The 26,031-nt window shown below is 51.2% G+C and carries 31 protein-coding genes and 1 tRNA gene; 19 read left to right on the forward strand and 13 right to left on the reverse strand.

The features are described 5' to 3' along the window. Positions 1 to 94: 94 nt before the first annotated feature. The 6 genes from MTP36_RS10310 to MTP36_RS10335 all read right to left on the reverse strand — a co-directional run bounded on the left by MTP36_RS10310 (position 95) and on the right by MTP36_RS10335 (position 3,619). A complete protein-coding gene (locus tag MTP36_RS10310; RefSeq protein WP_249249724.1) occupies positions 95 to 562 on the reverse strand; it encodes a hypothetical protein in 468 nt (155 codons plus the stop codon). A 217-nt stretch (positions 563 to 779) separates the two neighbouring features. After that, positions 780 to 986 (reverse strand): hypothetical protein, encoded by a 207-nt coding sequence (locus MTP36_RS10315; protein WP_005946665.1) that lies wholly within the window; start codon positions 984 to 986, stop codon positions 780 to 782. Positions 987 to 1,092: 106 nt separating this feature from the next. Next, positions 1,093 to 1,479, reverse strand: coding sequence for a hypothetical protein (locus MTP36_RS10320; protein WP_249249731.1), 387 nt, complete (start codon positions 1,477 to 1,479; stop codon positions 1,093 to 1,095). Between the two features lie 182 nt (positions 1,480 to 1,661). After that, entirely contained in the window at positions 1,662 to 2,354 is a 693-nt protein-coding gene (locus MTP36_RS10325) for a DUF4367 domain-containing protein (protein WP_249249740.1), read from the reverse strand. After that, positions 2,347 to 2,886 carry an RNA polymerase sigma factor gene (locus MTP36_RS10330; protein WP_249254426.1) on the reverse strand — a complete coding sequence of 180 codons (540 nt, stop codon included), beginning with the start codon at positions 2,884 to 2,886 and terminating at the stop codon, positions 2,347 to 2,349. The genes MTP36_RS10325 and MTP36_RS10330 overlap by 8 nt, the downstream gene beginning before the upstream one ends. A gap of 367 nt (positions 2,887 to 3,253) precedes the next feature. Next, the gene (locus MTP36_RS10335; RefSeq protein ID WP_005946658.1) at positions 3,254 to 3,619 is read right to left on the reverse strand and encodes a helix-turn-helix transcriptional regulator; all 366 of its coding nucleotides are present in this window, start codon (positions 3,617 to 3,619) and stop codon (positions 3,254 to 3,256) included. 147 nt (positions 3,620 to 3,766) lie between these two features. Between MTP36_RS10335 and MTP36_RS10340 the strand changes: the two genes are divergently transcribed. The 10 genes from MTP36_RS10340 to MTP36_RS10385 all read left to right on the forward strand — a co-directional run bounded on the left by MTP36_RS10340 (position 3,767) and on the right by MTP36_RS10385 (position 9,309). Further along, entirely contained in the window at positions 3,767 to 3,967 is a 201-nt protein-coding gene (locus tag MTP36_RS10340) for a helix-turn-helix domain-containing protein (RefSeq protein WP_005946656.1), read from the forward strand. Beyond that, positions 3,948 to 4,631, forward strand: coding sequence for a response regulator transcription factor (locus tag MTP36_RS10345; protein WP_005946654.1), 684 nt, complete (start codon positions 3,948 to 3,950; stop codon positions 4,629 to 4,631). Before MTP36_RS10340 ends, MTP36_RS10345 begins: the two co-directional genes overlap by 20 nt. A 96-nt stretch (positions 4,632 to 4,727) precedes the next feature. Beyond that, positions 4,728 to 5,666: an ABC transporter ATP-binding protein gene (locus MTP36_RS10350; protein ID WP_005946652.1), complete on the forward strand. Its 939-nt coding sequence runs from the start codon at positions 4,728 to 4,730 to the stop codon at positions 5,664 to 5,666. Then, positions 5,644 to 6,342: an ABC transporter permease gene (locus tag MTP36_RS10355; RefSeq protein ID WP_249249748.1), complete on the forward strand. Its 699-nt coding sequence runs from the start codon at positions 5,644 to 5,646 to the stop codon at positions 6,340 to 6,342. Before MTP36_RS10350 ends, MTP36_RS10355 begins: the two co-directional genes overlap by 23 nt. Positions 6,343 to 6,357: 15 nt before the next feature. Then, complete coding sequence (locus tag MTP36_RS10360) at positions 6,358 to 7,095, forward strand: ABC transporter permease (protein WP_249249756.1); 738 nt, start codon at positions 6,358 to 6,360, stop codon at positions 7,093 to 7,095. 28 nt (positions 7,096 to 7,123) lie between these two features. After that, on the forward strand, positions 7,124 to 8,026 hold the full coding sequence (locus tag MTP36_RS10365; protein WP_249249765.1) for a sensor histidine kinase: 903 nt from the start codon (positions 7,124 to 7,126) through the stop codon (positions 8,024 to 8,026). 47 nt (positions 8,027 to 8,073) lie between these two features. Continuing rightward, positions 8,074 to 8,241 (forward strand): hypothetical protein, encoded by a 168-nt coding sequence (locus MTP36_RS10370; RefSeq protein ID WP_249249767.1) that lies wholly within the window; start codon positions 8,074 to 8,076, stop codon positions 8,239 to 8,241. A 1-nt stretch (position 8,242) separates the two neighbouring features. Continuing rightward, entirely contained in the window at positions 8,243 to 8,416 is a 174-nt protein-coding gene (locus MTP36_RS10375) for a hypothetical protein (protein WP_249249769.1), read from the forward strand. A gap of 104 nt (positions 8,417 to 8,520) precedes the next feature. Then, entirely contained in the window at positions 8,521 to 8,952 is a 432-nt protein-coding gene (locus MTP36_RS10380) for a winged helix-turn-helix domain-containing protein (RefSeq protein WP_005946641.1), read from the forward strand. A 138-nt stretch (positions 8,953 to 9,090) separates the two neighbouring features. Further along, complete coding sequence (locus tag MTP36_RS10385) at positions 9,091 to 9,309, forward strand: hypothetical protein (protein WP_097773622.1); 219 nt, start codon at positions 9,091 to 9,093, stop codon at positions 9,307 to 9,309. 87 nt (positions 9,310 to 9,396) lie between these two features. On the opposite strand, the gene MTP36_RS10390 is transcribed toward MTP36_RS10385, so the two are convergent. Next, complete coding sequence (locus tag MTP36_RS10390) at positions 9,397 to 9,756, reverse strand: helix-turn-helix domain-containing protein (RefSeq protein WP_418268279.1); 360 nt, start codon at positions 9,754 to 9,756, stop codon at positions 9,397 to 9,399. Positions 9,757 to 10,645: 889 nt separating this feature from the next. On the opposite strand from MTP36_RS10390, the gene MTP36_RS10395 reads away from it, so the two are divergent. The 6 genes from MTP36_RS10395 to MTP36_RS10420 all read left to right on the forward strand — a co-directional run bounded on the left by MTP36_RS10395 (position 10,646) and on the right by MTP36_RS10420 (position 14,775). Further along, complete coding sequence (locus tag MTP36_RS10395) at positions 10,646 to 11,137, forward strand: sigma-70 family RNA polymerase sigma factor (RefSeq protein WP_249249799.1); 492 nt, start codon at positions 10,646 to 10,648, stop codon at positions 11,135 to 11,137. A 358-nt stretch (positions 11,138 to 11,495) separates the two neighbouring features. Beyond that, complete coding sequence (locus tag MTP36_RS10400) at positions 11,496 to 11,723, forward strand: hypothetical protein (protein WP_173015354.1); 228 nt, start codon at positions 11,496 to 11,498, stop codon at positions 11,721 to 11,723. A 68-nt stretch (positions 11,724 to 11,791) separates the two neighbouring features. Continuing rightward, positions 11,792 to 12,466 carry a type II toxin-antitoxin system PemK/MazF family toxin gene (locus MTP36_RS10405; protein WP_097773619.1) on the forward strand — a complete coding sequence of 225 codons (675 nt, stop codon included), beginning with the start codon at positions 11,792 to 11,794 and terminating at the stop codon, positions 12,464 to 12,466. Next, entirely contained in the window at positions 12,457 to 13,269 is an 813-nt protein-coding gene (locus MTP36_RS10410) for a DUF6551 family protein (RefSeq protein ID WP_005930924.1), read from the forward strand. The genes MTP36_RS10405 and MTP36_RS10410 overlap by 10 nt, the downstream gene beginning before the upstream one ends. Before the next feature lie 132 nt (positions 13,270 to 13,401). After that, positions 13,402 to 13,602, forward strand: a complete 201-nt coding sequence (locus MTP36_RS10415; RefSeq protein WP_005927005.1) for a helix-turn-helix domain-containing protein — start codon at positions 13,402 to 13,404, stop codon at positions 13,600 to 13,602. Between the two features lie 75 nt (positions 13,603 to 13,677). After that, on the forward strand, positions 13,678 to 14,775 hold the full coding sequence (locus MTP36_RS10420; protein ID WP_227611936.1) for a tyrosine-type recombinase/integrase: 1,098 nt from the start codon (positions 13,678 to 13,680) through the stop codon (positions 14,773 to 14,775). Positions 14,776 to 14,909: 134 nt separating this feature from the next. Here the strand turns inward: MTP36_RS10420 and MTP36_RS10425 are convergent. The 4 genes from MTP36_RS10425 to MTP36_RS10440 all read right to left on the reverse strand — a co-directional run bounded on the left by MTP36_RS10425 (position 14,910) and on the right by MTP36_RS10440 (position 20,869). After that, a tRNA-Pro gene (locus MTP36_RS10425) sits at positions 14,910 to 14,987 on the reverse strand. A 156-nt stretch (positions 14,988 to 15,143) separates the two neighbouring features. Further along, positions 15,144 to 18,011, reverse strand: coding sequence for an excinuclease ABC subunit UvrA (gene uvrA, locus MTP36_RS10430; RefSeq protein ID WP_249249881.1), 2,868 nt, complete (start codon positions 18,009 to 18,011; stop codon positions 15,144 to 15,146). After that, complete coding sequence (uvrB, locus tag MTP36_RS10435; RefSeq protein ID WP_249249887.1) at positions 17,998 to 20,055, reverse strand: excinuclease ABC subunit UvrB; 2,058 nt, start codon at positions 20,053 to 20,055, stop codon at positions 17,998 to 18,000. Before uvrB ends, uvrA begins: the two co-directional genes overlap by 14 nt. 94 nt (positions 20,056 to 20,149) lie before the next feature. After that, on the reverse strand, positions 20,150 to 20,869 hold the full coding sequence (locus MTP36_RS10440) for a JAB domain-containing protein (protein WP_249249895.1): 720 nt from the start codon (positions 20,867 to 20,869) through the stop codon (positions 20,150 to 20,152). A 172-nt stretch (positions 20,870 to 21,041) separates the two neighbouring features. Here MTP36_RS10440 and MTP36_RS10445 point away from each other — a divergent pair, with 172 nt between their 5' ends. Then, positions 21,042 to 22,031, forward strand: coding sequence for an RluA family pseudouridine synthase (locus MTP36_RS10445; protein ID WP_249249904.1), 990 nt, complete (start codon positions 21,042 to 21,044; stop codon positions 22,029 to 22,031). Between the two features lie 72 nt (positions 22,032 to 22,103). Here MTP36_RS10445 and MTP36_RS10450 read toward each other — a convergent pair whose 3' ends face one another. Next, positions 22,104 to 23,471: a sensor histidine kinase gene (locus tag MTP36_RS10450; protein ID WP_249249923.1), complete on the reverse strand. Its 1,368-nt coding sequence runs from the start codon at positions 23,469 to 23,471 to the stop codon at positions 22,104 to 22,106. Continuing rightward, positions 23,468 to 24,187, reverse strand: a complete 720-nt coding sequence (locus MTP36_RS10455; protein WP_249249925.1) for a response regulator transcription factor — start codon at positions 24,185 to 24,187, stop codon at positions 23,468 to 23,470. The genes MTP36_RS10450 and MTP36_RS10455 overlap by 4 nt, the downstream gene beginning before the upstream one ends. A gap of 165 nt (positions 24,188 to 24,352) precedes the next feature. Between MTP36_RS10455 and MTP36_RS10460 the strand changes: the two genes are divergently transcribed. Both MTP36_RS10460 and MTP36_RS10465 read left to right on the forward strand, forming a co-directional pair. After that, the gene (locus tag MTP36_RS10460) at positions 24,353 to 25,279 is read left to right on the forward strand and encodes an ABC transporter ATP-binding protein (protein ID WP_249249927.1); all 927 of its coding nucleotides are present in this window, start codon (positions 24,353 to 24,355) and stop codon (positions 25,277 to 25,279) included. Between the two features lies 1 nt (position 25,280). Continuing rightward, positions 25,281 to 26,030, forward strand: coding sequence for an ABC transporter permease (locus tag MTP36_RS10465; protein ID WP_249249929.1), 750 nt, complete (start codon positions 25,281 to 25,283; stop codon positions 26,028 to 26,030). Position 26,031 lies beyond the last annotated feature (1 nt).

Below are 26,031 nucleotides of genomic sequence, written 5' to 3' on the forward strand. Positions count from 1 at the left end.
GATGATAGCAATGCGTATAATACGAATTATTCTCCTTCAAGGAATTGGTTAATATTTTAAAATCTGCATTGGAATCACCACTTTTTTGATAAAATTAGGAGCCATCACTTTCCGACAGCCATTCGTCTAGGATTTTTGATGCTATTTCAGCATATTCTTCATCTGTAGAAATAGATTTCAAATATTTGTAAAGAGTATCTTTTTCTTCTGCCGACCCAATATAAGGAAGTTCTGCTCCAATTCCAGTTGTGACAAGCGCTTCAAAATCCGTATCAGCCATCAGTTTGTTATGATTCAGTATACAAAGCGTATCTTCAGGAAATTCAACAAGCCGCTTAGACAATACCGAAAAACAATCTTCGGTATATCCGCCATCTGAAATTTTAAGCGCTTCTAATATTTGACTTGTGCCCATATCCTCAAGCTCTGACAAAAAATCTTGTGGATTTGATACCGATATGGATACAGAGGATTCGGTGGAGGATGACGGTAGCGAATTTGTTGCGCAGGCAGATAAACTGGCCAGCATGATTGCGAGGATTAGAATTTGAAACCTTTTCATCTCGCTCCTCCAGCATCATATCTTAGGTATCTCTCTCGATAATTTCAAGCACTCCCGTTTTTTGACTTTGATTATTGAGAACATTCTGAATCGCTAATTGATCACTATTGGTGACGCGAACGCATCCATATGTAGGTCTTAGTGGATATTGAAGTGATGGTTTCACTTTGTCCATGCGTCAAATTGTGACTGATTTCAATGATTTTTTTGGTGATGACTAAGATGTTTTATTTAGCTCATTTCGTCCGATGCGGTAAATCTTCTTGTCTTGTTCTCCTACTTCAACAATAAGTTCATTTTTATTGTGATGAACTATTACTGGAATATAGCTATCGGAATTTTCCACCATCAAACATGTGACTCCATTTGTCCATTCACTGTTCAATTCCTTTGATAGCATGGAAATGATTTCTTCTTTCGTCATTTTGATTAATGAATCCTTTAGTTTAGTTCAATCGTGTTAATCGATGCCGGTAGATGCTGTATTAGCATCACCTCTTTTTAACAAAATCGCTCTTTTATAAAATCATTTAATGGCTGGCAGTTGATGTGATAGTTTCGCTCTGCCCATTTGAATAAGTGAATGTTGCTGAACATTCAAGGCGATACGATCTTCCGGGCTTTGTATTATAATTACTGCTTGCTGAGCAGGAAGAAGATGTACTTGTGTTAGAACAGCTGCTTACCTTCTGCCACGTACCGAATGTTCCTTTTTCATACAGCGTTCCAGTGACGGTGATGCGCTTTACCGTAACATCAGTTTTGGCATTAACCTGATAAAAACTTTGAGAAATCGTCCCTTTGACAGTGCTGTTTTCTTTATACCGCCTAGGTTGGCCAGCAGCAAAAACCGTTGCGGCAAGGCTCAGAAAAATACCGATTGACAGAATGAGAGTAACAAGACGCTTTTTGGACATAAGACATAACCTCCATTTTGTGTACTCCAACAGGAGCTTTTGCTTAGTCAACGTAGTTCACATTGCGTTTGTGACAACTTTTTTGAAAAAATTTCAAGGTCTTGTCAACTTTGGACGTTTCAACAAAAAAGTGCCCACACATTTGTAAGCAATTACAAGTGTGTGGGCAAAAATTTAGCCAGTCAGGAAATGCTCTCTGCAATTTTTAGAATCTCTTCACGCGGTATCTTTCCAATAATCGTATGTGAAATGCCATCTTTCTCCCATACTAGCACATATCCTGTACGTCCTCCGCTATTGTTCGTTCCGAGTGTTGCATCGGCTGTTCCAACTTTAATGCGCTCATAAACCGTGTGCTCATTGTCGAAAGTTTCGACTTGTCCATAGTCTTGAATTACGGAACAGTCCACATAATAAAAGATGTTCTTATCATTGACATCAACATAGGCATGAAGAAAGGATATTTCGTTATCATATCCTTGTTCATAATCTCGTTCAAAGCCATCCGGCACATAATGGTCGCTGTATCCATTCGGAAGCTGTTCCAACGGTTCGCCGTCCACTTGATACGTCAGCTGCATCTCAATGGGCAGGAACTTCTGAATCATCGTATAGACCGCCTTGCGGAAGTCTGCACTTACTGCAAGCGCACCGAGGGTCAGAATTATCAGCGTCAGGGCCGCAACAAGCACTCGCTTCAGCACCGGGCGGCGTTTATGCAATGCCGCTTTCAGGCGAGCATCCCATCGGGAAGTGTCCGGGTAGCATTCCTTAAGCTGTGCCGGAGTTGGCAGCTCGTCCAGTTCTTTCTGTGCATCTGCACGGAGTGCCATCATCAAAGCTGCATCAAAAGAGATCTCTGTCCGCTCACTCACGGCTGTTCAGCTCCTTCCACAATAGTTTTCTTCCACGGAAAAGCCGCATCCGAACCACTTCATCCGTCAGTCCAAGCGATTCGGCAATCTCCCTGTTGGTGTAGCCCATTGCCAAAAGGCGCAGCGGATCACGGTACATCGGTTTCATCTGTCCGATCAGTTCTGTCAGATATTGGATGTTATCGGTGCTGACTGCTGCATCATCCGGCACCGGGGCATCATCTGGTGCGTCCGGGACTTCTTCCAGCGGTTCTTCTCGCTGCTTGCGAAGCATATCGTAAGCACGGCTTCTACTACAACTAACGAGATAAGCAGCGAGTTCGTGACAGTTTTCTCGATGAATTTTAGAAAAATTTTTGGCAACGTACAAAAACACCTCTTGCAGTACATCTTCTGCCAGATACGAATCGCCCATAATTTTGTAAGCGGTATGGTAGACCAGCCGTTTGTAGGTATTATATACATCTATAAATTGTTCTTCTTTGCTTTGATCGTCAAGAACAGCTAAGTACAGGGAAAGCAACACAATCACCTCCAACGGATTCGCATGGATTGGATGTAGTGTACCATGAACCAGCGGAAATGTCGAATGTTTTCCGTTCTGAACGAAGAACAGCCAGCATCATGACCTCACTTACCGTTGAGGCCGTTGCTGGCTGTTCGTTTGGCTTGAGATGTCTCCATCAAAATTGCAGAGCGCAACTGTCTTGAAACTCTACCTTATATAAATAGAAGCGTTTTGAAAAAACGCGCAGCCTGCATCCGGCGGATGCAGTACACAAAGGGTTTGGGACTATCCCAACAAGCATTTTGCAACGCAAAAATGGCGTTTGTATAGACAAAAGCCCTGCTTGCCACTTAGCGACAGCCCTTAAAATGGCGCAAAAAAACAGAGGCCCTTATTCTGGAACCTCCGTTTCTCTGGCTTTCTTAATGCCCTCGGCTGTGGCTTCTATTACAACAAGCTCTTTTTCATTCATAGAATTTAGGAGCACATCAATGTGCTTTCTGCAAGAGCTTGACCTTGCCCCTCCGTCCGCATGAATAAACTGGTCAACTGAAACGTCAAACATGGTAATGAGTTTAACAAAAAGGTCGAAACTGGGATACTGACCTTTGTTCTCAATATTCATAATGGTACGGGAGTCACGCTCTACTAATTCCGCAACATAGGCTTGTGCCCATCCCTTTTCTTCTCTGGCTCGTTTGAGAGCCGCCCCGAGGCCGTGAAAGTCAAACCTTCTTTCTTCTTGGTTCATTCTCATATCACCCTATATCATCGTACATTTCGGGTCGGGTTATGAGAATGTAATGAGATTTTACACAAAGTAGTATTTCATTTCATCAATATGCAGCCTCCAACTTGTACTATTCGAGATAAAGAACTATAATGTACTCTGTGGAGGTGCGAAATGGACTATATGACATTGAAAGAGGCCGCCGAGAAGTGGGGCGTGACACCTCGTAGAGTAAATTACTATTGCGCTGCTGGGCGTATCCCCGGCGCTGTGAAAATGGCCGGTGTTTGGCTGCTCCCCAAGGAAATAGCCAAACCCGCAGATAGACGATATAAAAAGCAGGTGAAAAACGAAAATGAAAATTCTGTTGGTTGAGGATGATTTGGAAATCAGCAAGTTATTAGCTGAATTTTTACAGGAAAATGGATATGAAGTTTTTTGCCAATATGACGGGCTTCATGTATTGGATTGCCTGCGAGAAAATAAGATCGACTTGATTTTGCTTGATATTATGCTTCCATATCGAAATGGTGATACCGTACTTACAGCGGTAAGAGAATGTTCTACGGTTCCAATCATTGTTATTTCTGCCAAAGGAACAACACAAAACAAAGTAGATTTACTGCGCCTCGGTGCAGATGATTATATTACAAAACCGTTTGATATGGAGGAAGTTCTGGCTAGAATTGAAAGTAATCTCCGTCGAGTTCAATTTCAAAAAGATAATCCTACCCATTTACGTCATGGCGATTTGGTTTTGGATTTGAACGATAATACCGCCTTTTTGCAAGGCAGCGAATTGACTTTGACGGCAAAAGAATTTGCAATTTTAGAGTTGCTGATGAAATACCCGGATAAAATATTCTCAAAAGCAAATTTATTTCAAAGTGTTTGGAACGCCGAGTATATCAGTGAGGATAACACATTAAATGTTCACATAAGCAATCTTCGTAACAAATTAAAAGCCGTTTGCCCGGACAAGGACTTTATTGATACTGTTTGGGGTATTGGGTACCGTTTACACAAAGCCAGAGATTAAACCTCTGGCTTTAGATATTCTTTAGAGTTTTCTGTTTGGATTTAAGAAATTCTTTACGATTGCCTCTTACAATCAAAGATAAAGGAGGCTGACGATATGAGTCCTATTATTTTAGAAGCACACGACTTGACAAAAAAATATCGGCATACTGTTGCCTTAGATCATATTGACTTGCAAATTGAGAAAGGGAAAATCTACGGTTTTATCGGTCAGAACGGAGCAGGTAAAACTACTTTTCTGCGATTGGTTACAGGGCTGGCATTCCCGACCAGCGGTACTTTAGGCTTATGGGGAAAGAGTTCGGCAAAAGATTTGCAGGAACAGAGAAAGCGGATTGGCTGCATGATTGAAACACCTGCACTATTTCCGGCCATGACAGCTTATCAAAATATGGAGATACAACGCATCCAACGCGGCATCCCCGATAAAACAGTGATTGAAAAGACTTTGAATATGGTTGGCTTAAAGGACACTGGAAAAAAGAGTGTTCGCAATTTTTCTTTGGGTATGAGGCAACGGCTGGGAATTGCAATCGCTCTCTTGAACACGCCAGAATTTTTAATTCTCGATGAACCGATCAACGGACTTGACCCTGCCGGGATTGTCGAAGTCAGAAATTTGCTGAAATCCTTGAACAAGGAATATGGAATGACAATTTTGGTGTCCAGCCATATTTTGGAAGAATTATACCAAACTGCAACAGAATTTATTTTAATTGACAAAGGAAAAATCATTGAAGAAATCTCCGATCAAGAATTGAATGAACGGTGTAAACGGCATATTGCAATCAAGGCTACCGACCCGCAAAAGGCGCTGCTTGTATTGGAAGAAAAACTTCATACAGAAAATTTCAAGTTGATGCCGGATGGGACAATTCGCCTGTACGATTATCTTGATGATTTGGAAAAAGTCGCGGCTGTTTTGTCGGATGCGCATATCCTCGTTACAGGGCTTTCTGTATCCGGCGATACATTGGAAGATTACTTTTTAAGTAAGATAGGAGGTTCAGAAAATGTTAAATCTCCTAAATACTGAGTTTTATAAACTGTTTCATAGCCGGTACTTTTGGGGGATTGTGGCGTTTAATCTTTTTTTGAGCAGTGTGCTGCTGTTAGACAGTATTGGAGAAACATCCAGTCTATTCTTTGCATCACTATATAATGTGCCTATTCTCTTTTTTCTGGCAATCGTCTTTTCTGCGTTGTTTGTTGGAAATGACTTTGGACAAAGAACGCTGCAATCATATATCATTGCAGGCCATAACCGAGGACAGATATTACTTGCAAAACTGATCGCCTATCAAATAGCCTGCATAACGATTTTAGCTTTACCATTACTGGTACATGGATTGATTGGTAGGCTTTGCTTCAAAGAAAGTTTCGTGAGTGTTAGCGGCAATCTCTATACCGTTTTGGCAGTTGTAGTTTCTTTATTTGCAATGTGCCTGTTGCCGTTTTTCTTTGCGCTTCTGTTTCGTGATATAGGAAAAACTTTAGCTGTCCCGATGGTTCTCTTTTTCCTGATGATATTCTTGATGAATGGAGATCAAGCACTCTTTATTTCGCGAATATTGCCAATGGGACAGCTCCGACTGATTGCATTGCAGCAATTTACCCCATCTATGGTGCAATTTGTTTTCACAGATTTTTTGTGGATATTTATTTTATATTTTGGCGCTTATTTGGGATTTAAGCATTCCGATTTGAAGTGACAGGGAAGTGTCGAAATGAGCAATCTATTAAAAATGGAAAGATACCAATTATCACATAATTTCTTGTATTGGTGTGGCATGGTAGGCATCTTTCTAATTGGCTTTTTTACGGCAGAAACTTATGTCCCGGAAGTTATGGGAACAACCGGCGGGGCGGCTACTTCCCTTGCGGATATTTTTAACGGAATGGTTTATGACTCTACATTTCTTCTCATTCTGATGTCCAGTATTTTAGCTTTGATTTTAGGGCAGGAGTTTTCTTATCGGACAGTAGATCTTGAAATAACTGCGGGCCATTCCAGAAAATCAATCTTCTTTTCAAAGGTAATCACATATTTGATTGCGTTTAACGTCATGGCTCTTGTTTATCCCATTGCCGGGTGTATAAGAGAATTTTTCAGATTTGGATTTATTGACGGAGGAAACTTTATTTATCAGGCTGCTAAGGCGGTTCTATACTCTTTACTTTTGAACAGTGCTACTTTTTTCATTGCAATCTGGATTTGCTTTTCACTGCGTAATTCTGCAAAAGCGATTGCTGTTACAGCCGTTACAACGTTTGTACTTAGTCTTTATCTGGGTTTTGGAATGATGTTGAAATTTCCAGTAGCTTTTTTGCCAACTTATCAAATAAGGGAGGCAGTTACCAGCACAGCAATCTTCCAACCATTCCCGATTTTGATTGGAATTGTTTGGGTTGTTACGTTGTTGATTTTATCATGGTGCAGCTTTCGAAAATGTGAATTAAAATAGATTTCAATTAGAAAACGGAAAGAAGGAGGTGTCTAAAATAGAGCTACTGCTATTGATTGTATTTTTGCTGTTGCTTATCTTGCTATTCAAATATCTTCAAACAAAACGGCAAATCCGCAATCTATCAAAACAGATAGCTGAATTGGTAAATGGCAAATCCGAGAAAATGCTGGACATCTCTTTAATTGACAAAGATTTGGAACAACTGGCAGGAATACTAAACCAGTATAACGATAATCAAAGGCAGTTGATTGCCAGTACGCTTCGCCACGAAAACTATCTGAAAGAGTCGATTGCAAATATTTCACATGATCTACGGACACCATTGACCGTTATACTCGGACATTTACAGCTATTAAGAAAAGAAACTCTGACAGACAAGCAGGAACAGCGAATAGAAACCATTTTTCACAAAGCAGAAAGAATGAAAGAATTGGTACAGACTTTTTATGACCTGTCTATTTTGGATGCCGAGCAGATAACACCCCGGCGAGAAGATTTTAACCTGTCTAATTTGCTGATAAATCTTATTACAGAGAATGCTCCTGCATTGGAAGCAAAAAATATATCCCCTGAAATTGATTTGCCACCCCATTCTGTCTATCTCAATTCTGATTACAGCATGGTGGAAAGGATTTTACAAAATCTACTGACAAATGCGATACGTTATTCATCCGGCGACATAAAAATGGGCTTAAAGCAGACAAGGAAAAATAGGGCTATTTTCACGATTGAAAATCCGATAGATAGCAAAACTGAAATAAATCCCGCCCGCCTCTTTGAACGATTTTATACAGGGGACGCATCCAGACACAACAGTGGTACAGGAGTAGGACTTGCGGTTGTAAAGTTACTGACGGATAAACTAGGCGGCAATGTTTCTGCTGAAATTAAATCCAATGTATTGACTGTGACACTCGAAATCCATTAATTTTTCATTCATCTGCCGGACGATGGCAAAAGAAAAAAAGCCGTCGTATGGCGGAAAACAATATTCCCTACAAGGTGCGGGCGGCACTGCTTCCGGTTCCGCTGAATACACCAATGCCTACCGGAGCAATGTCTCAATCCCTGTGGTACATTGCAGTTCGTTCCGGGGATGTCCACCGGGTGCAGCACTATCTTCGCACAGAAAGGGATGCCTAAGATGGAGCAGTTATCGGCAAGTCTGCTGTTAACGGTTGGCATCCTGCTGCTGATCGCAGGGGTGATTTTTGCCATTCTCCAAGTATGGCCCTATACCGACCTTCTCTGGGCAGGTGCGTTTGGATGCCTGATGGCAGCTCTGAACTTTCGGGATTCCAAAAACGACGGCGGCTAAAGCACACGGCATCGTAGTGCACGGTCAATGCGGAAATACGAGCTACACCCGATTTTCCATATCGAGTGATATAGATTTGGCTTTGGGGGAGGATTGTCTATTGTATGCAAAAAATTGAAGTTGTTGTTCGCATCACAAAGGATCACTGCCCACCGCAAGAGCAGACGATTTTTGAATGGTTCGATTTGATGCGGAATCCCACAGACGCTCTGAGCCGTCCCGATCTGGAAATCAACTTGGAACACCACCGTGTTTTCAAACACGGAACAGAGGTGTACATGAGTCGTTATGAATACGGTGTTTTGAGTTTGATGGCACAGCATCCGGGCAAACTGTTTACAAAGGAGCAGATCTTTGAAGCAGTCTGGCATAAGGACAGCGAAAGCTATTTGAGAGCCGTCACCAGCACGATCGGTCGAATCCGCCAGAAAATAGAGGATGACAAAGATCACCCCCGTTATATTAAAACGGTTTCCAACATTGGATATCAATTTGTCCCATCATCGGAATCGGTGCGATTGAATCGCAATCTGTAATAAAAGCCATACCGTGAGATCCTAGTAGGATTCTTCGGTATGGCTTTATCGTTTTCTACGCTGTACGAAATCGGCATCCTTGCATAGATGACCAAGAATATTCTAAAATAGAGATAACTTAATTCAGGAGGTCAAACCATGCAAACATTTGAAGAAGTATTGACCCACTTCCATAGCTTTTTAGAGTCTGCGACCTATTTGGACGTTGTTCCATGCCGCTGGGGATATGTAAGGCTTTTCAATGAGGGCGACCCTATCAATTTCAATGCAATTCTTTGCCGCACACCACAAGAACTATATACGGCATTGGCAAATGATTTGGAAACAGAGATTCAGATCAGCTTGGGAATCGACTGAATTGGTATGAAATTGGTTTGTTTTTGGGTTCGTTTTGGTATAGTGACTTTGAAAAATGTGCTATACTGTACCACAAGCAAAACATTTTCAGGGATTTTCAATCTTACTGTAAAACTCTGTCAGATGCTTTGCCAGTGTGCGGGTCGAGTCCATTAAGGTTTCTCGCACCGCTTCTGGACAGGAAAGATAGATTCGGTTGAACTCTTTTAATTCTACTTCCGTCTTGTCCATTCCCGGAGTAATCAGTGCATCAAGCGAAATCGGCAGAACGCGAGCAATCGCCAAAAGAATTTCGTAAGATGGATTCATGCTACCTTTTTCAATGTTGGCAATATGCTTTGTTGAAACATGGCAACGTTCAGCAAGCTGTTCTTGTGTTAAACCTGCCAGCTTGCGCTCCGTGCGAACCTTTTCTCCAAGTAACTTCAAGTCGGAATTCGGCATCATCGTTCACCTCAATAGTATTGTATCGTTCTGGTGAATGATGCGGTATAACCTTGTATTTCCTGCGAGCAGGAAGTATAATGCCGATTTTTGCGTTTCCCGGTCGAGTTATAAAAAAACGGTAACTCGTCCGGGCGATTCCTTGCGCCACAAGATCACAGTTACCGTCTATGGAGGGTACTGTGATTTTTTATTGGGGTAACGCATCAAAAAAAGCCTGTCTGCTGCCGTAGACCAGACCGCTCCGAAACAGGCACAATCGTTCCATTCTGCCACCCACAATCGTGCCGATATGCTGTACTGCGCCAGCTTCCCTCAATGGGAGGCTGGCGTTTTTGCGCTTTTGGAACAAAAGTGCCGCAGTCCGCCGTTTCTCCCATAATACCGCAGCAAACTTTATATTTGGGAGGGAAAGTCATGCTCGATCATAAGAAGGAAGCAATTACAGAACTCTGGCAGTTTTGCCCCAAGTGCAATATAAAGCTCTATCGAATGACCGCCGACTGCACTGGATTCATCCACATAAAATGCTGGCGTTGCCGGGAAATGTTATGGCTCAACCTTTCCATTCGAGCCAAGTAAGCATTGGTTTCATAAGAATCGGGTGCAAAGCACTCTGAATATGGACTGTTCGCACCGAGCAACGGGCCGTCACCTCCGGGTGATGTATGAAACGTAGCACCAAATAGCCGGGCAGCAGCTTGACTGAAAGATCTTCAATCTTTCGGTCGGCTGTTGTCCGGCTATTTTTTATAGCTTCAGATGGCCTGCTCCCGAAAAGGAGCAGGTTTTATGTTTACCCTCTTTTCATGGCTGCCCCAGATGGCGAAATATCCGTAGTGTTTCCAAATTTTCGACATTTCACGTTTTATCGAAAATTTGGAGGTTACACATGGGCTTTAACTACGGTTTGGAGAAGAAGAATTTTGATAGTCAGTGGGCTGTGACCCGCAAGCAGTATGAAGATGCTGGCATGAGCATTGAAGTGATTCAGGCAATGTATGAGTATGACTGGTCTGTTTTCAATGCTACGCGTTCTTACCAGAACCACACACAGGAAATCGCTGCCCCGTCCTTTGAGCAGGGCGAAGAAGCCTACTCGCCCCTTATGAACAAGTATCAGGAAGCCATTTCTATTACCGAACACTACCGTGAAACCAAGAGCCGCTTCACATGGATCGGCGAGATTGAGGACGAGCGGCTGCTGTCTGCGCTTGAAAATTTGTCGGATGCAGACCTCAATCTCGTCACCATGTACGCCTATGAGGGCTACACCGTCACTGAAATTTCTAAAGTTTTAGGCGTCGCGCAGCCTACTATTAGCATCAAAATCAAGCGAATTACTAAATTTTTGAAAAACTTCAATTTCAATGCTATGGATTGACCCTTCTCGATGCCTACCAAGTGAGAGGGCAATTCACCAGACGGCACAAGCCGCAGAGTGAAACGTCCGAACAGCCGTTCCTTGAAAACTGAATAGTTCCTTCATCTGGTACTCCGATAATGATACTTCCGTAATTCGCGGCCCGGTCACAAAGCAGACGGGGTGGCTGAAATGCCAATGAAGCGGTACAAGTCCGCTGCCAGATGTTTATGCCCCACTCGCAGGGAGCCGAGGGCGAATATGCGAGACCTTAACTTATTAAATCAGGCGTGGCCGAATGCTGTTTTCGGTCTTCGTCCACGTCTGTTCTTTTTACTTATTCCATATATCCACATTTTTGTCCTACATAGGAGGTTTTATGAACGAGAACGACCGTACCATCTTAGAGCAAGCGATCTACGAGGAAATGGAACTGACCCCGGAAATGATCCGTTCCATCCGCACGCTCTGCGGTGTCTGCCTTTGCAGTTTTGTAGAATCCAAAGCGTTCAAAATCGCCATTGTTCCCAGCGCAGACCGGAGCATGGACACTTGCACTGTCTGCCAGACCCGGCGCGGTCATGACTACGTTGTGATGAACCGCTGAACAAACACACCGCACACTGCCAAGGAGGTGCAGCGGGCGGTGTACATATTGTAAAAGGAGGGCAGCTTTTGATTCAAAACTGGAAATTCCAGCGTGGAGACATTTTCTTCACCCGTTTCGACAACGCCATCGGTTCAGAGCAAAGCGGGAATCGTCCCGCAGTCGTTCTCCAGAACGATGTGGGAAATTTTTACTCGCCCACGCTGATCGTGGCCACATTGACAAGCAAGTCTGCAAAAAAGTATACCCAGCCGACCCACTGCCTGCTGGTGAACGATTTTCTCTCCGTTCCGTCCATCGTTCAGGCAGAGCAGATCTTTACCATAGACAAAAGCAGGGTGCTGAAATTCCTCGGACACCTCACCCCGGAGGAAATGAACCGGGTGGATGATGCCGTCCGTGCCAGCCTTGCCCTGAACCCGATGGGGAGCATTCAGCGGCTTCCACCCATCATCCGCTCTACGGCTGCTTACGCGCCGCCTGAGGTGGTTGACGGCAAGCCGCCCCTCTATCCCTACACGCCCATCAAATCATCCTTTGAGGATGCTGGGAGTGTCGAGGACATGATGCTGTACACCGAACTGGAAGCTGCGGTACACGCAATGATCCAGCGGCTGGAATACAGCTTCACATTCAACCCAAGTCTGCTCACCATCCCGAAGCGTAAGCAGCAGGTTGCTGAAATCCTGAAAGAAGCCGAAACGTACATCTGGAGAATCAAGGAGGAAATGCGATGCGCCTGAAAGACAACACCAATCCCTTCATCCATGTCAACCCGCCGTACCAGCTCATGGTCATCCACAGCAGCAAGCTGGTCTACCCCCGCGAACTGTATCAGCGCGGTGTGGAGCGCAAGCGTGTGGAACTGATTGCCGCCCACTTCAACGAATATGTGGCAAATGAGCCGAAGGTCAGTTTCCGCAACGGTCAGTTCATCGTAACGGATGGGCAGCACACCATCGAGGGGCGCATCCTCCGCAACGGCGGCAAGGATCTGCCGATTCTCTGCAAGGTGTACACGGGCATGACCGTGGAGCAGGAAGCCCTGCTCTTTGCCGAACAGAACGGCTTTTCCGCTCCGCTGACTGCTGGCATCAAGCTCCGCGCCAAGGTCGTAGGCGGCGATGCTATTTCCAAGGCTTTCCTCGCAGCCACCAACCGGGTGGGGTTGAGTCTCAATTATGACAGCCAGCAGCTGACCGATTACCGCATCGGCTGCGTTGGTACGGCTTTCCGACTCTACAAGCAGATGGGCGAACCGCTCTACTGTGAAACGATGCGGCTGATCGTGGCAGCATGGGAGGGCAAGCCCGATTCGTTCCGGGCATCTGTTCTGAAAGGCATGATGCACTTTGTGGAGCTGTACCACGGCGAGTTCAGTGAAGAACGGCTGCTCCGTGCACTGCGCAACATCCACCCAGTCGATATTTACCGCATCGGGCAGGACGACCCCGCAAAGCTGCGCGGATGGAAGAAATATGTTTTTCCCATTTACACCGCCTACAACGGCAAGTGCAGAAAAGACGCGCTGCCGATGAAATTCTGACATTCACAGGCATTCCTCCCATATACACAAGGGGCATCCGCAAACCGCAGATGCCCCTTGTTACATATCAAAGTGCAATATATAGTGTTCCTGTATTCATTCAACACAACATATAGAGAAAAGAGGTATTCTATGCGCTCTCAGTTCACTTCGTATGAGCAGCTTCCCATCACCCTGACAGCCGATCATGTCGCTGCTGCGCTGGGCATCTCCCGCGCCAACGCTTACATCCTGCTCCGTTCGGACGGCTTTCCCACGCTCCACATCGGTAAGCGGATGGTCGTACCCAAAGACCGTTTTCTTCAGTGGATCACGGACAGCGTAAATGGCTGATTTGACATCCTTGATTCAAGAGGTTTCTTTTTCTATACTATTCCCGAAACGACTTGACATCAGGAAGGAGGCAATATGCCAAGCAAACGTTCACACGGCGAGGGTACGCTTCGCCACCGCAGCGATGGTCGCTGGGAATTACGTATGATGGACGGCTACCAGAAAGATGGTTCGCCGCGCTTCAAGACCTTCTATGGCAAGACTCAGAAGGAGGTCAAGCTCAAACTGAAAGAGTATCAGGATGCGCTTATCAGCGGTGTCCAGCTGGACACGATCCTGTACTTCGAGGATTGGGCGGATACATGGTTCGAGGGTCACAGGGATAATATCGCTCCCACGACACAGGAAAGCTATAAATACTGCCTGAAAATGCTCAAAGAGGGATTTTACCATCGCCCCTTGACCGTCATACGCCCCATCGACATTGAAAACTTTCTGAAAGGGATGCGGCGTGATGGCCGCTCGGATTCTTACATCAGCAAGGCACGAGGGATGCTCTACCAGATCTTTCAAAAGGCAGAGGCCAATGACCTTGTGCGCCGCAACCCGGTTCGGCTTGCTGAAAAGATGCGGGCATCCGGCACTGCAAAACGCAAGGAAGCCTTCACCACAGCGGAAGTCGCGCACCTGATGAAGGTGCTGCCCGATGACCGCATGGGCTTGAGCATCCGGCTTTTGCTCGGCACTGGAATGAGAATGCAGGAACTTCTGGCTTTGGAGCCGCAGTTTATTGAAGAAGATGGCTCTGTCATTCACATCCGGCAGGCAGTAAAGGTCGTAAAAGGTACAGTCAGCATCGGCAGTCCGAAATCCAAAGACAGTATCCGGGATATTCCGGTGCCGCTGAATGTTCGCCCGTGTGCCATCAAGCTGCGGGATACCACCGACCAGTTCATCTGGGAAAGCCCCAAGACCGGCTTGCCCTGCAACCCCACCCATTTCCGAGATGTGTTCCGCAAATCTCTGGAAGAAGCGGGCGATGTCCGCTTGCTCACACCGCACAGCTGCCGCCACACCTATGTGTCGCAGATGCAGGCGTTGGGCGTGGACATCCAGACCATCCAGAGCATCGTAGGCCATGCCGACACCGAGATGACTGAGCATTATCTCCATGTTCAGGAATCCATTCGGCAGAGTGCGATCCAGTTGTTCAGTGAGGCGTTTTCGGCCTGAAAATTGGACGGAACGTCACTAATTAGACCAGATAAAATCGTTGGCATTGTGGTCAAAATTGTGGTCAAAACCAAATGAGGCCAGCCTATAAGCAAAAAAATCCAACGATTTCTAACGTGAAATCGTTGGATTTATGGTCCGAGTGGCGAGAATCGAACTCACGGCCTCTTGAACCCCATTCAAGCGCGCTACCAAAACTGCGCTACACCCGGATATCGGCCGCCGCTTCACTACCGAAGCGTGGCGACAAGAGATATTATACTCAGGCAAGGCCGTTTTGTCAACAGATTTTTTGATTATTTTTGGTTTTTTCTGAGAAAAGTCTGATTTTTACACGGATACGCGCTTTTTCGTTTTTGCTGTTTTTGTCAGTGCTTTTCCGCTTCTGCGGCGCGCTGCGCGCGGTCACGTTCCAGCAGCGGGCGCAGATACTGGCCGGTAAAGCTGCCGGGCACGGCAGCCACCTGCTCCGGGGTTCCCTCGGCCACGATCAAACCGCCGGCGCTGCCGCCCTCGGGGCCAAGGTCGATGATGTGATCCGCGCACTTGATGAGATTCAGATTATGCTCGATAACGATGACCGTATTGCCCACGTCCACCAGCTTTTGCAGCACCTCGATCAGACGGTGCACGTCTGCAATGTGCAGACCGGTGGTGGGCTCGTCCAGAATATACACTGTTTTGCCGGTGCCGCGGCGCGCCAGTTCGTTGGCCAGCTTCACACGCTGCGCCTCGCCGCCGGACAGGGTGGTAGCGCTTTGCCCTAAGGTGACATAGCCAAGGCCCACGTCCAGCAGCGTTTGCAGCTTGCGGGCGATCTTGGGCTGGTTGGCAAAGAACACCACCGCTTCCTCCACGGTCATGTTCAGCACATCTGCAATGGTCTTTTCCTTATACTTTACTTCCAGCGTTTCACGGTTGTAGCGCGCGCCCTTGCACACCTCACAGGGCACATATACGTCCGGCAGAAAGTGCATTTCGATCTGCAGAATGCCGTTGCCCTCGCAGGCTTCGCAGCGGCCGCCCTTGACGTTGAAGCTGAACCGTCCCGGGCCGTAGCCGCGCATCTTGGCGTCCTGCGTCTGGGAGAACACGGTGCGGATATCGTTGAACACGCCGGTATAGGTGGCGGGGTTGGAGCGCGGAGTGCGGCCGATGGGCTGCTGGTCGATGCCAATGACCTTATCCACAAATTCCAGCCCCTCTACCCCATCGCACTTGCCGGCGCGGGAGCGGGCACCGTTCAGCTCGCTGGCCAGCGTTTTGTACAGGATCTCGTTGATCAGGCTGGACTTGCCCGAACCGGAAATGCCGGTAACGCAGATGAACTCCCCCAGCGGGAAGCTGACGTCGATGTTGCGCAGGTTGTTTTCCCGTGCGCCCTTCACGGTCAGGCAGTGGCCGTTGCCGGTGCGGCGGGTCTGGGGCACGGCAATGCGCTTGCGGCCGGAGAGGTAGTCGCCGGTAATGCTGCGCTTGGCCTTGCAGATATCCTTTACGCTGCCTGCGGCCACGATCTCGCCGCCGTGCACGCCAGCACCGGGGCCTACGTCCACGATATAATCTGCGTTGCGCATGGTGTCCTCATCGTGCTCTACCACGATGACCGTGTTGCCGAGGTCCCGCAGGTTTTTCAGGGTGGCGATAAGCTTATCGTTATCCCGCTGGTGTAGACCGATGGAGGGCTCGTCCAGCACATAGAGCACGCCGGACAGAGCGCTGCCGATCTGGGTGGTCAGGCGGATGCGCTGGCTCTCGCCGCCGGACAGCGTACCCGCCGCCCGGGCCAGCGTGAGATAGTCCAGACCCACGCTTTGCAAAAATTGCAGGCGGTTCTTGATCTCCTTCATGATCTGACCGCCGATCTGTTGCTGCTTTTCGGTGAGGTTCGGCTCGTTTTGCCGGATAAATTCCAGCTCGTCCCGGATAGACATCTCACAGAACTGGCTGATGTTCTTGTCCCCGATGGTCACGGCAAGCACCACCGGCTTCAGGCGCTGCCCGTGGCAGTCCGGGCACTCCACGCCGGACATAAAGCTGCCGATCTCTTCCTTCATCCACTCGCTGCTCGTCTCGCGGAAGCGGCGCTCCAGATTTTCCACGATGCCCTCAAAGGTGTTGTAGTACACCCCGCTGCCGAACTCGTTGGTGCGGTGCATCTCGATCTTTTCACCGTTGGTGCCGTAGAGCAGGGCGTTCACCGCCTCGGTGCTCATCTCCTTGATGGGCGTATCCAGCGTAAAGCCGTATTTTTTGCCAAGGCCGAGGTAATACATCTCGCTCACAGAGCCTTCAGCGTAGTACCAGCCGCTGGCCTTGATGGCACCCTCCCGGATGGAAAGGCTGCGGTTGGGCAGGATGCGATCCTCATCCACCCGCATAAAGGTGCCAAGGCCGGTGCATTTTTCGCAGGCACCCAGCGGGTTATTGAAGGAGAAGAGCCTGGGCGACAGGTCGCTGATGGAAATGCCGTGCTCCGGGCAGGCAAAGTTCTGGCTGAAGGTCATGCACTCGCCGCCGATAACGTCCACCTCGGCCACGCCGCCGGTGAGCGCCAGCGCGGTCTCCAGCGAGTCTGCCAGACGGCTGCGGATGCCCTTGCGCAAGGCAAGACGGTCCACCACGATCTCCACCGTATGCTTGATGTTCTTTTCCAGACTAATCTCCTCGTCTAGATCATACAGGTTGCCGTCGATTTTTACGCGGGCGTAACCGGCGCGGCGGGCGGCGTCCAGTTCCTTCTGCTGAGTGCCCTTGCGCTGACGCACCACGGGGGCTAAAATCTGGAACTTGGTGCCCTCCTCCAGCTTGAGGACAGCATCCACCATTTCGTCCACGGTCTGCTGGCTGATGACCCGCCCGCAAACCGGGCAGTGCGGCACGCCGATGCGGGCGTACAGCAGACGCAGATAATCGTAGATCTCGGTCACGGTGCCCACGGTGGAGCGGGGGTTGTGGCTGGTGGTCTTTTGGTCGATAGAAATAGCCGGCGAAAGACCGGTGATCTCGTCCACGTCCGGCTTATCCATCCGGCCCAGAAACATCCGGGCATAGCTGGAAAGGCTTTCCACATAGCGGCGCTGACCGTCGGCGTAGATGGTATCGAAGGCCAGACTGGACTTGCCCGAACCGGAAAGGCCGGTCATAACGATCAGCTTTTCCCGCGGGAGAGTCAGGTTGATATTTTTCAGGTTGTGCTCGCGGGCACCTTTGATAATAATTTTATCGTTTGCCAAGGTATTTTCTCCCTTTTCGTTGTGTCTGTGCATGGTTCTGCTTGCGCTCGGTCTCGGCGGCGGAGTCCACGGTGGGGTTCTCGCCCCGGCGCAGGCGGTCGATCTGATCCCGCAGGAAGGCTGCGTGTTCAAATTCCAGCAGCTTCGCGGCCTCCTTCATCTCCCGGGTCAGGCGCTCAATGGCAGCCTCCCGCTCCATCTTGCCCATGCGGCGGGTGTTGCGCTTGGCGTTTTCGGCCTTATCGCTGATCTCGATGCTGTCCGCAATGGCCTTGACGATGGTTTTGGGCACGATGCCGTGTTCCTCATTATAGGCCATCTGAATGGCGCGACGGCGCTCGGTCTCGGTGATGGCACGCTCCATGCTGTCGGTCACCACATCGGCGTACATGATGACCATGCCCTCCGCGTTGCGGGCGGCACGTCCGATGGTCTGGATCAGGCTGGTCTCGCTGCGCAGAAAGCCCTCCTTGTCGGCATCCAGAATGGCCACAAGGCTCACCTCCGGCAGGTCCAGGCCCTCACGCAGCAGGTTGATGCCCACTACCACGTCGATGCTGCCCAGACGCAGATCCTTGATGATCTCCATGCGTTCGAAGGTATCCACCTCATGGTGCATATACTTGACCTTGATCCCCTGCTCGGTGAGGTAATCGGTAAGATCCTCCGCCATTTTTTTGGTCAGGGTGGTCACCAGCACCCGCTCCTGCCGCTGGATGCGGGCGTTGATCTCGCCCAGCAGGTCCACCACCTGCCCTTCCACCGGGCGCACTGAGATGACCGGGTCCAATAGACCCGTGGGACGGATGACCTGCTGCGCCACCTGTGAGCTGTTCCGGCGCTCGTACTCGCCGGGGGTGGCGGAGACAAAAATCATCTGGTTGAGCTTGGACTCCACCTCCTCAAATTTCAGGGGGCGGTTATCAAAGGCGGACGGCAGGCGGAAACCGTATTCCACCAGCGTTTTTTTGCGGGCGTAGTCGCCGCCGTACATGGCGCGTACCTGCGGCAGGGTAACGTGGCTTTCGTCCACGAAGAGCAGAAAATCCTCCGGAAAATAATCCAGCAGAGTGGTGGGCATACTGCCCGGCGCACGGCCGGACAGCACCGCCGAATAGTTTTCGATGCCCTTGCAGATGCCCACCTCGTTCAGCATCTCGATATCGTAGTTGGTGCGCTGGGCAATGCGCTGCGCTTCGATCAGCTTGCCCTCGGCGGTAAACTGCTTGACCTGTGCGTCGCACTCGGCGCGGATCTTTTCCAGCGCAGCGGCCTTTTTTTCCGCGCTGACGATATAGTGGCTGGCCGGGAAGATAGCAACGTGCCTGACCACGTTCTGCTTGGAGCCGGTCAGGGGGTTGAACTCGGTAATGCGGTCGATCTCGTCCCCGAAGAACTCCACCCGGATGGCAAGCTCGCTCATATAAGCCAGATAAATGTCCACCGTGTCGCCGTGCACCCGGAACTTATTTCGCACAAAATTCACGTCGTTGCGCTCGTATTGCAGGGTGACCAGCTTTTTGCACAGCTCGTCCCGCTCCATCTGCATCCCGGGGCGCAGGCTGATGACCATGCTGCGGTAGTCGATGGGGTCACCCAGCGAGTAGATGCAGGACACCGATGCCACAATAATAACGTCCCGCCGCTCGGAAAGTGCCGCCGTAGCCGAATGGCGCAGGCGGTCGATCTCGTCGTTGATGGCGCTGTCCTTTTCAATATAGGTATCGGTGCTGGGGATGTAAGCCTCCGGCTGGTAGTAGTCGTAGTAGCTAACGAAGTACTCCACCGCATTGTTGGGGAAAAACGAGCGGAACTCGGTGCACAGCTGCGCCGCCAGTGTTTTGTTGTGCGCCAGCACCAGCGTGGGACGGTTGCACTGGGCAATGACGTTGGCCATGGTAAAGGTTTTGCCGCTGCCGGTCACGCCCAACAGGGTCTGGCAGCGGTCGCCCCGCTGCACCCCCTCCACCAGCTGCGCGATCGCCTGAGGCTGGTCGCCGGTGGGGGCATAGTTCGACACCAGTTCAAATTTTTCCTCTGCCATCGTTTTTCTCCCTTCCGCGCGCATAACCACAATCCGTTGTTGTTTCAAGTTGTATTATAGCACGCACATTTTATAATGTAAACAGTTTTTTGTTTTACGGCCAAAAAAGCGTACCGGTCTTGAAGTCGTAAATAGGCAGGCGGTTGGCGTCCCGCATGGAAAAATACTCGGTGTCGGTCAGGATAAAGTGATCCAGCAGATGCACATTTACCAGCCCCAGCGCCCTGGCAATGCTGCCGGTGGCGTCCATGTCCTCCAGCGAGGGCAGCGCCACCCCGTTGGGGTGGTTGTGGCAGAGCACCACGGCATCCGTACCACCCTTGATGGCGGCAGCCACCACGTTCTTGATATCCAGACTGACCCGGTCGGAGGTGCCCTCCCGCAGCCAGACGGCGGCGCGCACCCGCTTGCGGCTGTCCAGACTGACCAGCATGGCGCGCTCGTAGTCCGACCACGCAAACTTTGCCATCAGATAGCTGCCCATCTGCTCGGTGGTCTTGATGCAGCGGGTGGTGCTGGTGCGGCTGCGGCCATAGTACCGGCTGATCTGGGGCAGCAGATGCAGCATCCGGGTAGTAGAGGGGCCTACGCCCTCTACAGTGCACAACTCTTCCTCGCTGGCTTCCAGCACCGCCGCAAAATCCCCAAACCGGTCGATCAGGTCGTGGGCGATGCCGTTGGTATCCTTTTGGGCGTTGGTCAGGTAAAGCACATATTCCAGCGCCTCGTGCTCGGCCAGACTGTCCAGCCCATAGCTCTGCACCCGCTCCCGCATCCGCTGGCGATGTCCCTTGTGCCGTTTATTCTCTGCCATGGCGGTACTCCTTTTTTTCTATGTTCTCTCCTTATAGTACCCATTTTGCGACGCAAACACAAGCGTTCTGCAAAAATAACCCGGATTTTGCACTGGAATGCGCGTTGACTTCCCGCCCCGCCTGTATTACTATAAAAGCATGATTCTGACAAAAAACGATGAGGATAGCTTTATGAAACAATTTACTGCCACCGCCAACGATGACGGCGTGCGTCTTTCACGCTTTGTGCAGAGCGTGACCCGCGATTTTCCCACCAGCCTGCTGTACAAAAGTTTCCGCAACAAGCGGGTGAAGGTAAACGGCAAAAAGGCCGCGCCGGAGTACCGTTTGCAGGCGGGGGATCTGATCGAGCTGTACATCAACGACGAGTTTTTCCCGCCCGAGGGTGCAAAGCCGGTGCAGAAAACTGCCCCCAAAAAGCAGCCCAATCAGCCCAAGGTGACCGTCATCTACGAGGACGAGAACCTTGCAGTGCTGTACAAACCCACCCATCTGCTGTGCCACAGCGACCGCACCGGCGACGCCAATCTGGTGGACGCCTTTACCCAGTACCTGACCCAGAAGGGCGAATACGACCCCCACGGTGAGAACCGCTTCAAGCCCGGCATCTGCAACCGGCTGGACCGCGGCACCGAGGGGCTGGTGATCGCCGCCAAGAATTACGCCGCCCTGCGGGACATGAACGAGATCATCCGCACCGACCTGCTGAAGAAGGAGTACTACACCATCACGGTGGGTATTCCCCAGTCCGGGCGGTTCACCGCATGGTGGGAGCACGACGAAAAGAACAACAAGGTCAGCATCCACGCCCATCAATCGCAGGACGAGCGCCGCAAGCAGATCATCACGGACGTGGACGTGCTGCGCACCGCCGGCCCCTTTGCCCTGTGCAAGATCGGCCTTGTCACCGGGCGCACCCATCAGATCCGCGCCCATCTGGCCTATCTGGGCAAGCCGGTGCTGGGTGATATCAAATACGGCAACCGCAAAATGAACGAGCGCACCGGCACCAAAACACAGGCGCTGTGCGCGGTGCGCATCAGTTTTCTGGATGTGCCGGAGGAAAACACCCTGCACTACCTCTCCGGCAAGGTCATTAAACTGAAAGACCCTCAGATCTTACAGCAGTTCGATGCACTGGATAAAAGCAAAAACGCATAACAATAAGACCGCTGTTTGCAACAACTGCAAGCAGCGGCCTGTTTTTTGCGCTATTTTCTTTTTTGGCCCCGTTCACACCCGGCCGGGCAGCCAAACCGCTGTTTTTGCTCCGCAGGGGGTGTTCTGCCCAAACACTGCCATGCCGCCATGGGCGGCGGCGATCTGCTGCACTACATATAAGCCAAGGATATGGGGCGCATTTTCGGCAGGCTCCGCAGCGTTCAGTGCCGCCAGAACGGCAGCCGGATAGCCAATACCGTCATCTGCCACGGTCAGGCAGAAGCGCTCTCCTACCTGCCGGGTGTGCACGGTAATGTTCACCGGCTTTGGGTTATGCCGGACGCTGTTGTTCAGCAGGTTTTCCAGCAACCGTGCCAGCAGCGCCTCATCCACCGAAAGCACTGTCTGCTCTGCTGGTTCTTCCTGTTCCAGCGTGATCTCGCAGCGCTCTGCCAGTGGGCTTTCGCAGAACTGCGCCACCAGCTGCCGGAACAGCGGCCCTGCCCGGAGGTCTTTCCGGCGCAGGGGCTGGGCACCATATTCCAGCTTACTGGTCAGGTTCAGGTCATCAATGAGGGTGCGCAGCTTTTCGCACTGGGTACGGATGCCGGCCGCTTTCTGCCGGGAGCTGTCCGGCAAAAGTGCATCCTGTTCCAGCTGCTCCGCCCAGCCTAAGATCAGCGCCAGCGGGGTGCGCACGTCATGGCTGACCCCTGCGATCCACTGGGTGCGGGCGTTGTCCCGCCGGGAAAGCATCTCATTTTTGGCTTGCAGCTGCGCCCCGGTCCGGTTCAGCTTTTCTGCCAGTTCCCCGGCAAAACCGTCGGTAGGCAGCCGGACGGTCTGCCCCTGCGCCAGAGTATCCAGACCGTTTGCCACGGTCTCCAGCCGCTTTGCCCCCCGCCAACTCAACCAGAAGCAGAGAACCAGACCCAGCAGCAGCATTCCCAGCGCTGCCGCCGGGAGCACCCGCACCATGCTCAGGACAAAGTCCGGTGAGCTGTAAATGCTGTACTTCCACAGGCTCCCCTTTGGCAGCCCGATAACGAACAGTCCGTAGGGTTCTGTCCAGCAGAACACCGGGTAATCCGCCAGATACCAGCGGGCAAATCTGGCGATATCGCCGGGAGTGTAGGCATGGTTCAGCTCCTGCGGCAGGCCGTAGCTCCAGCGGATGTTTCCCACATCGTCCAGCACCATCGCCCACTCGTAGCCGTTCATCCACTCCTGCGGGGTGCGTTCTGCCCCAAAGGCAAGCCCTTCGGCGGTCTCCACCATAGAATCCGCGATCTCGCTGGAGGAATACTCCCGCTGCGGCAGGCGGCAGCCCTCCTGCCAACCCAGCCAGCCCAGCACCGCAACACCGGAAAACAACAGCAGCAGAACAATGCCCACCGCCGCCAGCACATACCGCCGGATCAGTCGCTCAAAGGTTTTCATGCTTCTTCCCCCTTTGTCAGCTTATAGCCAATGCCCCGCACCGTCCGCAGAAACTGCGGCGTGCCGGGTTCGGCTTCCAGCTTCTCCCGCAGATGCCGGATATGTACCCCCAGACTGTTCTCGTAGCCATAGTAATCTGCGCCCCAGACCGCCGCACAAAGGGCATCGTAGGTAACGATGTGTCCCCGGTTCTCTGCCAATTTCCGCAGCAGCGCCAGCTCGGTAGCAGTCAGCGCCAGTGTTTTGCCCTCTGGCAGGGTAACAATGGCATCATTCAAGTCTACGCACCGCTCCCCCAGCTGCAAAGGTGCCGGTTTTGTACGGGACAGCTCTGCCCGGTACGCCCGCTGCAAAATATGCTGCACCCGCAGCAGCAGTTCCTGCATCAGAAAAGGCTTGGTCAGGTAGTCATCTGCGCCAAGACCCAGCCCGAACAGACGGTCGGCATCCGCATCCCGTGCAGAGAGGAACAGTGCCGGAACATCCGCTTTTGCCCGCAGCGCACGGAACAGCGAAAATCCATCCCCATCCGGCAGGTTGATATCCAGGATCATCAGCTCCGGCTGCTCTGCCGCAAAGCAGCCGCGGGCAGCGGCGCAGCTTTGGGCGGTTTTCAGGCGGCAGTAGCCTGCGCCCCGCAGCTGCTCACATAGCAGTGCCAGCAGTTCGGCGTTGTCATCCACAATGAGAAGCTTTGCATCATAAATGGTATCCATAAGGGCAGTTCTCCTTTCCCGCCTTTACTATACCACACTTTTTGCGCTGCGGCGGAAAACGCCTGCAAATTTAAGGGTAAATTAAGCTGCGCTTCCGGTCAGTTTAAGGCAGCGGGTGTATTCTGGCATCGTTCCGAAAACCATGAATGCGAAAGGAGACCCTTTATGAAACCTGTGATTGAGACCCATGCCCTTTGCAAAAGCTACCATGGCCGTCCGGTGGTGGATCATTTGAACCTGACTGTCCCGGAGGGCTGTGTTTACGGCTTTTTAGGCCCCAACGGTGCGGGCAAATCCACCACCATGAAGATGCTGCTGGGGCTTGTACACCCCACCGGCGGCAGTGTGGAACTGCTGGGGCACACCCTGAACGAAGCAAACCGCATTGCCCTGCTGCGGCAGACCGGCAGTCTGATCGAATCTCCCTCCGGTTACCTGCACCTGACCGCCCGGGAAAACCTATCCATCGTGGCTGACTTGAAAGACGTGGACCGGAAGGACATCAGCCGGGTGCTGGAAATCGTGCACCTGACCAAAGACGCTGACCGGAAGGTGGGGCAGTATTCCCTTGGTATGAAGCAGCGGCTGGGCATTGCCATGGCACTGCTGGGCAGTCCCAAACTGCTGATTTTAGATGAACCCACCAACGGTCTGGACCCGGCGGGCATTCAGGAGATGCGCAGTCTGATTGCTTCCATGCCCCAGACCACCGGAGCCACCGTGCTGATCTCCAGCCACCTGCTGGGAGAGATCGAGCAGATGGTGGATCAGGTGGGCATCCTGAGCCACGGCAAACTGCTGTTCGAGGGCTCCTTGCAGCAGTTGCAAAAGCACAGCCGGGGCGACATTCTGCTGCGGGTGCTGGACGCCCCCAAAGCCGCAGCCGTCCTGCAGCAGCAGGGAGTAAAAGCCGCTGCACCGGCAGACCAGCCGGACACCCTGCAGCTTCCCCCGCTGCCGGACGAAGCGCTGGCGGCACTGGTCTGTACCCTTGCCGAAAGCGGCGTGGGCGTAGTTGGACTGACTGCACAGACAAAGAGCCTTGAGGATATCTTCCTCAGCCTGACCCAGACCAGCGGGGAGGTGGCGTAAGATGGCAGCTTTCCGTGCAGAACTGCAAAAAGCTCACCGTCGGCACGACCTTGCTCTCTGCCTGCTCATCCCCGGCATTGTCGTGCTGTGGGTGGGCGGCCTTGCCCCGGCAGACCCGGAGGAGCTTGCCAACGGTTACAGCGCCCTGCTTTACAGCCTGCCCGTCATTGAAGCTATTCTGATGCCGGTGATGATGGCAGTGCTGGCCTCCCGGTTGTGGGATATGGAGATCAAAGGCAACACCGCCAAACTGCTCTACACCCTGCAGAGCCGCCGCAGCCTGTTTGCAGGCAAGGCGGTCTTTGGAGTGCTGGAGGTGCTGTTGGTCACGGTGCTGGAGCTGACCTGTGTTCCGGTGCTGGGGCGTGTCCATGGTTATACCGAAGCCTTTCCCACTGGGCAGCTATGCTATCTGTTCGTCTGCACGCTGGCTGTGGACACAATGCTCTTCTTTGGGGAATTTCTGCTGATGCTGTGGGTGGGCAATCCCCTGCCGGCGCTCTGCGTGGGCATTGTAGGGGCGCTGGTGGGGCTGTTCTCTGCTTTTATGCCGCCGCTTGCCAGTTATTTTGTGCCCTTTGGGTACTACATCCCTCTGAGCGCCTACGAAGTGGCGAACTGGGACAAGGCCACCCACACCGTCACCTACGGCACCCGCCCCTTCAACTGGGGGCTGTTGGCCTTCACCCTTGCGCTGGGCGCTGTGCTGTTTGCCCTTGCGTGGCGCAAGGTACAGGACGAGGAGGTATAAA

Origin of the sequence: Faecalibacterium sp. I4-1-79 (assembly GCF_023347235.1) — a bacterium.
Classification (GTDB): domain Bacteria; phylum Bacillota; class Clostridia; order Oscillospirales; family Ruminococcaceae; genus Faecalibacterium; species Faecalibacterium tardum.

Excerpts from the sequence above, each read along its gene's own strand:
- MTP36_RS10320 (WP_249249731.1), bottom strand. The coding sequence starts at position 1,479 with ATGTCCAAAAAGCGTCTTGTTACTCTCATTCTGTCAATCGGTATTTTT.
- MTP36_RS10360 (WP_249249756.1), top strand. The coding sequence starts at position 6,358 with ATGAGCAATCTATTAAAAATGGAAAGATACCAATTATCACATAATTTC.
- MTP36_RS10345 (WP_005946654.1), top strand. The coding sequence starts at position 3,948 with ATGAAAATTCTGTTGGTTGAGGATGATTTGGAAATCAGCAAGTTATTA.
- uvrB (WP_249249887.1), bottom strand. The coding sequence starts at position 20,055 with ATGGCAGAGGAAAAATTTGAACTGGTGTCGAACTATGCCCCCACCGGC.
- MTP36_RS10370 (WP_249249767.1), top strand. The coding sequence starts at position 8,074 with ATGGCGGAAAACAATATTCCCTACAAGGTGCGGGCGGCACTGCTTCCG.
- MTP36_RS10460 (WP_249249927.1), top strand. The coding sequence starts at position 24,353 with ATGAAACCTGTGATTGAGACCCATGCCCTTTGCAAAAGCTACCATGGC.
- MTP36_RS10415 (WP_005927005.1), top strand. The coding sequence starts at position 13,402 with ATGCGCTCTCAGTTCACTTCGTATGAGCAGCTTCCCATCACCCTGACA.
- MTP36_RS10355 (WP_249249748.1), top strand. The coding sequence starts at position 5,644 with ATGTTAAATCTCCTAAATACTGAGTTTTATAAACTGTTTCATAGCCGG.
- MTP36_RS10350 (WP_005946652.1), top strand. The coding sequence starts at position 4,728 with ATGAGTCCTATTATTTTAGAAGCACACGACTTGACAAAAAAATATCGG.
- MTP36_RS10450 (WP_249249923.1), bottom strand. The coding sequence starts at position 23,471 with ATGAAAACCTTTGAGCGACTGATCCGGCGGTATGTGCTGGCGGCGGTG.
- MTP36_RS10465 (WP_249249929.1), top strand. The coding sequence starts at position 25,281 with ATGGCAGCTTTCCGTGCAGAACTGCAAAAAGCTCACCGTCGGCACGAC.
- MTP36_RS10420 (WP_227611936.1), top strand. The coding sequence starts at position 13,678 with ATGCCAAGCAAACGTTCACACGGCGAGGGTACGCTTCGCCACCGCAGC.
- MTP36_RS10385 (WP_097773622.1), top strand. The coding sequence starts at position 9,091 with ATGCAAACATTTGAAGAAGTATTGACCCACTTCCATAGCTTTTTAGAG.
- MTP36_RS10380 (WP_005946641.1), top strand. The coding sequence starts at position 8,521 with ATGCAAAAAATTGAAGTTGTTGTTCGCATCACAAAGGATCACTGCCCA.
- MTP36_RS10310 (WP_249249724.1), bottom strand. The coding sequence starts at position 562 with ATGAAAAGGTTTCAAATTCTAATCCTCGCAATCATGCTGGCCAGTTTA.
- MTP36_RS10340 (WP_005946656.1), top strand. The coding sequence starts at position 3,767 with ATGGACTATATGACATTGAAAGAGGCCGCCGAGAAGTGGGGCGTGACA.
- MTP36_RS10445 (WP_249249904.1), top strand. The coding sequence starts at position 21,042 with ATGAAACAATTTACTGCCACCGCCAACGATGACGGCGTGCGTCTTTCA.
- MTP36_RS10395 (WP_249249799.1), top strand. The coding sequence starts at position 10,646 with ATGGGCTTTAACTACGGTTTGGAGAAGAAGAATTTTGATAGTCAGTGG.
- MTP36_RS10410 (WP_005930924.1), top strand. The coding sequence starts at position 12,457 with ATGCGCCTGAAAGACAACACCAATCCCTTCATCCATGTCAACCCGCCG.
- MTP36_RS10440 (WP_249249895.1), bottom strand. The coding sequence starts at position 20,869 with ATGGCAGAGAATAAACGGCACAAGGGACATCGCCAGCGGATGCGGGAG.
- MTP36_RS10315 (WP_005946665.1), bottom strand. The coding sequence starts at position 986 with ATGACGAAAGAAGAAATCATTTCCATGCTATCAAAGGAATTGAACAGT.
- MTP36_RS10335 (WP_005946658.1), bottom strand. The coding sequence starts at position 3,619 with ATGAGAATGAACCAAGAAGAAAGAAGGTTTGACTTTCACGGCCTCGGG.
- MTP36_RS10455 (WP_249249925.1), bottom strand. The coding sequence starts at position 24,187 with ATGGATACCATTTATGATGCAAAGCTTCTCATTGTGGATGACAACGCC.
- MTP36_RS10375 (WP_249249769.1), top strand. The coding sequence starts at position 8,243 with ATGGAGCAGTTATCGGCAAGTCTGCTGTTAACGGTTGGCATCCTGCTG.
- MTP36_RS10400 (WP_173015354.1), top strand. The coding sequence starts at position 11,496 with ATGAACGAGAACGACCGTACCATCTTAGAGCAAGCGATCTACGAGGAA.
- MTP36_RS10390 (WP_418268279.1), bottom strand. The coding sequence starts at position 9,756 with ATGATGCCGAATTCCGACTTGAAGTTACTTGGAGAAAAGGTTCGCACG.